General features: G+C 25.4%; 7 protein-coding genes and 1 pseudogene. 5 read left to right on the top strand and 3 right to left on the bottom strand.

Annotated features, from left to right (window positions below; all coding sequences use genetic code 4):
• The 5 genes and pseudogenes from MAGB_RS04050 to MAGB_RS04035 all read left to right on the top strand — a co-directional run.
• Nucleotides 1-238 (top strand): annotated as a pseudogene (locus tag MAGB_RS04050) (hypothetical protein); the annotation flags it as partial.
• Nucleotides 239-353: 115 nt separating this feature from the next.
• Nucleotides 354-515: a ParA family protein gene (locus MAGB_RS04615; RefSeq protein ID WP_235750753.1), complete on the top strand. Its 162-nt coding sequence runs from the start codon at nt 354-356 to the stop codon at nt 513-515.
• 105 nt (nt 516-620) lie between these two features.
• Nucleotides 621-1,586 (top strand): ABC-three component system protein, encoded by a 966-nt coding sequence (locus tag MAGB_RS04045; protein WP_004024510.1) that lies wholly within the window; start codon nt 621-623, stop codon nt 1,584-1,586.
• Between the two features lie 3 nt (nt 1,587-1,589).
• Nucleotides 1,590-1,835 carry an ABC-three component system middle component 6 gene (locus MAGB_RS04610; RefSeq protein WP_004024509.1) on the top strand — a complete coding sequence of 82 codons (246 nt, stop codon included), beginning with the start codon at nt 1,590-1,592 and terminating at the stop codon, nt 1,833-1,835.
• The gene (locus tag MAGB_RS04035; RefSeq protein WP_004024508.1) at nt 1,807-3,522 is read left to right on the top strand and encodes a DUF2326 domain-containing protein; all 1,716 of its coding nucleotides are present in this window, start codon (nt 1,807-1,809) and stop codon (nt 3,520-3,522) included. The genes MAGB_RS04610 and MAGB_RS04035 overlap by 29 nt, the downstream gene beginning before the upstream one ends.
• 108 nt (nt 3,523-3,630) lie before the next feature.
• Here MAGB_RS04035 and MAGB_RS04030 read toward each other — a convergent pair whose 3' ends face one another.
• The 3 genes from MAGB_RS04030 to MAGB_RS04020 all read right to left on the bottom strand — a co-directional run bounded on the left by MAGB_RS04030 (nt 3,631) and on the right by MAGB_RS04020 (nt 6,348).
• The gene (locus MAGB_RS04030; RefSeq protein ID WP_004024507.1) at nt 3,631-4,893 is read right to left on the bottom strand and encodes a DUF2130 domain-containing protein; all 1,263 of its coding nucleotides are present in this window, start codon (nt 4,891-4,893) and stop codon (nt 3,631-3,633) included.
• Between the two features lie 171 nt (nt 4,894-5,064).
• Nucleotides 5,065-5,418 (bottom strand): hypothetical protein, encoded by a 354-nt coding sequence (locus tag MAGB_RS04025; RefSeq protein ID WP_004024506.1) that lies wholly within the window; start codon nt 5,416-5,418, stop codon nt 5,065-5,067.
• 90 nt (nt 5,419-5,508) lie between these two features.
• Complete coding sequence (locus tag MAGB_RS04020) at nt 5,509-6,348, bottom strand: ParA family protein (RefSeq protein WP_004024505.1); 840 nt, start codon at nt 6,346-6,348, stop codon at nt 5,509-5,511.
• Between the last annotated feature and the right edge of the window lie 340 nt (nt 6,349-6,688).

Genomic DNA, 6,688 nt, shown 5'->3' with positions numbered 1-6,688 from the left:
AAACCTGCCTGGAGATCTTGTCCTTAATAATAATAATAATCAGATAAATATTAAAAAGTATATTACCTACTATGTCAACAAAGTAATGAAGGACAAATTCCCAGACTTTAAAGAAATAGAAGATAACACTGATTTACAAGAGAAACATAAAACAGAAGAGTACAAGAAAAAAGCTAATGAAATTTATAAAGAATGATTAAATAAATGAAAGGGACTTAAAGAAAATATAAGCGACTAAAAGAGTTGCTTTTATTTTACTTCTAATTATAAACTAATTAGTAGCTAATTACATTCTAATTACTTTATGATTAGATTGTAATTACAAATTAAACATATAGCAATAAAGGAGATTAATGACTTTTTTTACTTTCCATTTCAATAAGGGGGGAGTTGGAAAGACAACAATTACGCTTAACATTGCAGATGCTTTAGCAAAGCAAAATAAGAAAGTTTTTATTAGTATAAAAATAATAGAATCATATTTTTTACTGGAAAATATTTCATACTGAATTTAAAGGTAACTCAGTAGTAGAAACAAAAATGGAATGATATAAATTATTAAACATTAATATTTAGATTATTATTTATATGTAGCATTATGTTTGTGTGGGGAGACAGTTATGCAAAACAAAGAGTATATAGATAATATTGTCTTAAAAATATCTATGCTTAATGTTGAAACTTGAGTTAATAACTCTATTGGATTTTATGACTTTAATTCAGTTTCTGAAAATATTTTTATGAAAATTTTAAATATTATAAATGACTGAAACTTAGTAAATGCAAATTCAATCATTTATAATTCTCCAGGATTTGACTTAATTGATAATGATAACAAAATATTAATACAAGTTTCATCAACTCTTACAAGAGAAAAAATAAATAATTCCTTAAATAAAGCTATATATAAAAATTATTCAGGCTATAAGTTTAAATTTTTGTCATCGGTTAAATCTTTTACAAATATTAAGGGAATTAAAAACCCTTATAATTTAGAATTTGATGTGGCACAAGACATAATAGACATAAAGTCAATACTCAGGAAAGTTAAACATTTAGATTTAACAAAATTAAAAGAATTATCTGACTATTTAGATAGTGAGCTATCTTATAGCAAGCATTTAACCGGAAATGATATATCTGCTCTTTCTGATATTATTAACAGACTGTCAAATGTAAATTTAAACATAATAAAACTTGATTTGCCTAATTCAACTGTATTTAAAATACAAGATAAGATAAATTTTAATAATCTCATTAACACAAAATGAAAAATTAAGAATTATTGTGTGTTTAGTTCAGCAATAGATAGCATATATAAAGAATTTGACATAGAAGCAAATAATAAGAGCATTGCTGTTTTGGAGAATATAAGTCAAATATATAATGAAATAGCAAATCTTAATTTGTATGATCCTGATGAAATATATGAAAAATGTAAAGAAAAAGTATTAAATATTATTAAAAACAGCACTAACTGGAAGCCAATAGACAAAGAGAGACTGTCATTATATGTTGATATAATATTAGTAGACTCATTTATGAGATGCAAAATATTTAAAGGAATTCAAGCGGAGATAGTTTAACTAATGTTATTACCAGAAAATATAAATCCAAAACTATGTGTTTACTATAATGCTTCCCTTATTTTGAACACTTTATATGAACAGAAAAGCATAGATATAATAACTTTGTATGCTGAAGTTAAAAAGCCTGACAATATGCCTATTAATATCTTTTTTTTATCATTGGATTGGTTGTACTTAACAGGTGTTATTGATATTAATGACAATGGAGTAGTTTTTTATGTATCTAAAAAGTTTAAAAATCTCTAAAGGTGATGAAGTTATAAGGCATTTAAAGTTTAAAAAGGGATTAAATTTGATAGTTGATAGCACATTAAGTAGTGACTTAACAAAGACAGGCAATAACATTGGAAAAACTACAGTTTTAAAACTAATTAATTTTTGTTTAGGCGGAAATGCTAAGGAAATATATTCAGGATTAGAAACCAAAACAGTTAATTATGAACTTAAAGAATTTCTAGAAAATAACAAAGTTTTAATAACTTTAGAGCTAACTTATGATATTCATAATGATCAATCAGAAAAAATTATCATTGAGAGAAATTTCTTAAGTGATAAAAATAACAAAGTTTTAAGAGTTAATGATAAAAATGTTGCTGCAGATCAATTAAGTACAGAATTATTAAGTTATATTTTTCCAAAACACAAAGCTACTAAACCTACTTTTAGACAAATTATTTCACACAATATAAGATACACTGACCAAAGCATTAATAACACATTAAAAACAGTTCATCCTAACACTAATGATAGTGAATATGAAATGCTATATCTTTTTCTTTTTGGTTTTAGTTTTGACACTGCAAGCAAATTAATTAGCTTGAAAAAGAAATTAGAAGAAGAAAAAAAGTACCAAAAAAGATTGCTATCTAACAAAACGACAAGAGTTGCATATGAGCAAAGTTTAGAAATTCTTTCAGGTGAAATTACTGAATTAAATAACAAAAAGAACAAACTAAATGTTAATGAAAAGTTTAAGGTTGATTTAGACTGCCTTAATAAAATTAAATATAAAATTTCACAATATTCAACACAAATTAGTTTATTAAATATTAGAAAAAACAATATAAATGACTTTATCAAAAAAATAAAGTCTGACAGTGTATCAATTAGCACTAGACAAGTTGAAATTATTTATCAACAATCTAAACTGTATATGCCTAAGTTACACAAAACTTTTGATGAATTAATTAATTTTCATAACAAAATGATAGATGAAAAAGTTGCTTTTGCTAGCAGCGAACTGCCTTCAATTAATAATAAATTAGATAAATATAATGCTGAATTGACTAAATTGCTAGATATTGAAAAAGACTTAAGTATTGCTCTGTCGAAGGAAGAAACTTTTAAAGAGTTAGACAAACTTATTAAAAAATTAAATGAAAAGCATCAAGAAAAAGGGGCTCTTGAGAGTAAATTAGAACAAATTATAGAAAATGAAAATGATATTTCTAAGACACAAAATGAAATAGAAAATCTTAATAAAGAAATTTATTCTGACACTGTTTATAATGAATTACAAAAGAAAGTTAAAGCATTTAATGATAGTTTTCAAAAAATATCTAATCTCTTATACAACGAAAGATACTTTTTAGTATGTGACAGAACTTTTGACAACAAACAAAGACCAATGTATAGGTTTGATTTATCAGTTCTAAATCAAAGTTCAGGAAAAAAACAAGGGGAAATTATTTGTTTTGATCTGGCTTATATCAAATTTGCAGATGAACAAAAAATTCCTTGTTTACATTTCTTACTTAATGATAAAAAAGAGTTAATGTCTGATAATCAATTAATAGGCATTAGCAACTATTTATTACATAGTAAAGCACAATTAATTATTTCGATACTTAAAGATAAAATTCCAGAACAAGTGCTTAATAATTCAAATGTTGTTTTAGAATTATCACAAAATGACAAACTTTTTAAGGTTTAATTTTTGCTGAAAAACTAATTATAAAGTAATTAGTTTGTAATTATATTATAATTAGATACTAATTAGAAAAAACAAAAAGCCAGGTTTCTACAACTTGGCTTTCTTTACTTACTTACTAGCTAATTTCTCAATTGGTTTAATTACTCTTGAACCAATACTAAAACTGTTAATTTTGTTTTTAATTGCATTTAGATGTCTATCAATTATTACTTCAGTTCCTTCTAAAATCTTATGAGCTTCTTTTTTAATGTTTTCAGCTGATTTATTAATTTCACTAACTTTAGTTTCAATGTATTTTAATGTAGTATCAAAAATGCTATCTTTAAAGTCTTTAAAGTCATCTAATATTTTTTGCTTTTCAGCAAAGCTAATTTCCTTAAACTGTTTATCTAATGTAATTTCTTTATACTTCAGTGCTATTGTTTCCAATATGCCTAGCATTGTTATAAAGTACATTGGCCTTACCACAAACATATTTTTATACTCAGGAACTCTATAAACTAATCAGTCACTATTTTGATACTCTAATTCACTAACAAGCAATGCATAGTCCAATTGTTTCTTTTCTCTATCACTATCAAGCTTTTTGTAATGATCTTGATTGCTTTGTTTATATACTGATGATTCTAACTCTGTTTTCATCTCACACATTACTCCAAGTAATGGAGTTTTTCTTTCTTCTTCAGCATAAACTTTAAAGATAAAGTCTCCCTTAGAGCCTTTAGATTCTCCTTCCGCTTTAATAGCAGTATTATCCTTTTCAAATACTGATGTTCTAAAAGCATAAGATGATACATTATTGAATTCATTTACACAGTAGTTCTCTAACTCTTCTCCTAAAACTTTAATGTTCTTAGTTAGCTTTTCTCTGTTTAATTTTTCTATTTGCTCGTTTAATTTATTAGTTTCAATAACTTTGTTGCTTATTTCATTCTTGTGTTCTACTTGTAATAAGCTAATTTTATGTGTTAAGTCCTTAACTTTATCATTAAGCTCATTAATTTCATTATTTTTGCCTTGAATTGCTTCGGCAAGTTTAACTTTAGTATCTAGTTTATGTTTTTCTTCAAAATTGCTAATTTGTAACTCTAATTTGGTTATCTTTTCTTTTTGATTATTTATTGTTTCTGATAGCTTATCTTTTAATGAGTTTGTTTCTTCAGCTAACTTTCTTTTATATCCAGTAGCTAATATTGTTTTTAAGCCTTCAATTTTCTCATTATAAATCTTGTCTTTAGCTTCATCAATTACTTTATTAATAATACTTAAGTCAACTGATTCAGCACTAGATAGATCAATAAGATCTCCTTTTTTGCCATCTTCTAATAGTTCAATTGTTGTTTTGTCTCTTACTATGAATTTGATTGTCATTAATTAATCCTTTACGCTTGTCTTATGAGTTGTATTTCTAATTAGAAAGTAATTACAATATAATTACAAACTAATTACTTTATGATTAGATAGTAATTAGAAAAAAGGAAAAAATAGGGCTACTTATTAAATTAGTCCTATTTGATTTTTTATACTATTCTTTGAAATTATTTACTTATCATCTTTAGGTAATTCAACTAAATTCATTAATATGAATCTTTTAAAGTAAACTATGCCATATTTAATTAAGTCAGGAATGCTTACTTTTCCAAAGCCCAAATTAACAGCTTGCTCTTGCACTTTAGCTATATCTTCAACTAAAGATTGTGTTAAATATAGCCCTGTTGCTTTGCCTTCTCTTTTAGCTTGAGTTTGTTTGGTTGGTTTATTTAAAAGCTTATCTGCTTGGTTTAATAAATTATCTACTGCTTGGTCATTATCTAATTTTTTAGATTTATCAAAGTTTTCTTGTTGCAATTTCTGAGTTTGTGATGCTACTTGTTTGAATATATTTTTATTTTCCATTATCACTCCCAGCGTACTTTATAATTACAAACTAATTATATAGTAATTATAAAATAATTAGAAAGTAATTAGTAGCTAATTAGAAACTAATTATAGGATCTTTCTTTCTTGTAATTCGATAATTAGGTTCTCTATTGGATTACCATCCTTAATGTAGTCCTTATATTCACTCTCTAAAACTCATTTAGGTCTTTTTCATTTATTAAGTGTTGCTATATCACTTGAAAAAGCTAAACTAATTGTACTTGTAGCCATACCTATATTGTCGGGCACAAATGTTTTTAGTGTCCTATCTCCATACTCTTCATGCAAGAAGAAGAAAAAGTCTTTAGATAACTTATTAGATTTAATTCTATTTAAGATAATGCCTTGTATATTATCATTAAGACCAAGTTCTCTTGTATTATTCTTTCATTCTGAAAGCATAACGTTAAGTCCTTGCAAGCTAAAAATATGTGGTTCTACAACTTGGATAATGCCTGTCTTTGAAGCAATATAAACATTTTTTGCTATGTCATCAAAGATAGGGTTTAAATCAAAGAATACATAATCAATTCCTAATTTAACTAAGTAACTATTCATTAGCTTTAAGTTGGAACTTAAAACTAGTTCTCTTAATGTTGTATTAAGCAATGAATTTCTTACATTATTTAATAAAGAATTGGTATGTACATAATATATGTTCTTAATTTTAGAATGCTGAATAGTGTTAGCTAATTCTTGCTCTGTTGATGTTCTTTTTAATCATTTACCTGAATCATCTTCATTATAGTTTATGTTACTTTTAAGAACATTTGATAATGAACCTTGACTATCAAAGTCAAAGATTAAAACTTTCTTATTTTGCTTTGCTAAAGCATCTGCAATGTTAAGCGTAATTGTTGTCTTTCCAACTCCCCCCTTATTGGAATGGAAAGTAAAAAAAGTCATTAATCTCCTTTATTGCTATATGTTTAATTTGTAATTAGAAAGTAATTACAATATAATTATAAACTAATTAGAATGTAATTATATTTTGTTTTGCATGTGTATACAAAAGCACAACAATAAACACATAAAAAACAGGGTAAAACTGCCCTTTTTATTTCAATGTACACAAGAAATATGCACACTTTTAAACCAAATTAACTTATATATCGTTGAACTGCTTGTTAAATATAAACAACAACTAATTACTATTTAGGGTTGTTGCAAATGTGCTTATTTGATGACCTGTTTTAAGCACATATAGAACATTTATTGCTGTATTTAAAACTATATTAAATGCAAA

Source organism: Mycoplasmopsis agalactiae 14628 (assembly GCF_000266865.1).
GTDB classification, from domain to species: domain Bacteria; phylum Bacillota_I; class Bacilli_A; order Mycoplasmatales; family Metamycoplasmataceae; genus Mycoplasmopsis; species Mycoplasmopsis agalactiae_A.
This window is presented reverse-complemented; position numbering and strand designations above follow the sequence as displayed.